This is a genomic window from Salegentibacter maritimus (assembly GCF_016236975.1).
GTDB lineage: Bacteria > Bacteroidota > Bacteroidia > Flavobacteriales > Flavobacteriaceae > Salegentibacter > Salegentibacter maritimus.
In genome coordinates this window covers 1-723 of the sequence record NZ_JAEHNY010000026.1, presented here as the reverse complement: position 1 = coordinate 723, position 723 = coordinate 1, and the positions used below count along the sequence as shown (strand labels likewise).

At 39.4% G+C, this 723-nt stretch carries 1 protein-coding gene; it reads right to left on the bottom strand.

What is annotated here, in order from left to right; genetic code table 11:
* Positions 1-723: HYR domain-containing protein (locus tag I6U50_RS15740; protein ID WP_198639552.1), on the bottom strand; the 723-nt coding region annotated here is incomplete at both ends.

The window sequence follows — 723 nt, the reverse complement described above, 5'->3', positions numbered from 1 at the left end:
TGGCAGATTATCATCCCTTGTTCCGTTTACATTTCCAACCGTACAGTTATCAGTAGCCGCCGGAGGTACAATTTCTATCATTGCCCCACAGGTATTTGCATCTGCAGTAGTATTGATGGCTTCTACAGCAGCGATTACCGGCGCCTGGTTATCGATTACCGTTACGGTTTGAGTACAGCTTGTTTTATTGCCAGCTAAATCAGTTACCGTCCAGGTAACGATAGTTTCTCCCAGTTCAAACACTGATGGAGCGTTGTTGGTAATACTTAATTCTGAATCACAATTATCTTCGGCAATTAGCTCTCCAAGTATTAATTGAGAAGCAGTACATTGACCTTCATCTGCAAATACATTTATTAAGTTGGAAGGACAGGAAACTATTACCGGTGCCTCTTCATCCAAATCGGCTTCTATAGTTATTTCAACTTCCGATTCACAATCATCATTTTGTGCTACTAGATAATAAACTCCCGGAGTCAGGTTAGTAATCGAACCATTCTCGTGGGTATATTCATTTTGTTCGTTATCTCTAAGGATATAAGTTAATCCTTCCTCAATTTCAAATTCAAGGCTTCCGTTATCTAAATTACAAGTTGTATTAGTTATAGAGATAACTGTTGGAGCAATTGGAGTTCCCAGGTTTTCTATTATTACAAGTTCTTCGGAAGTCGACTCACAATCACCATTGTCTGCCTGTACAAAATAAGTACCTGCACCTAATCC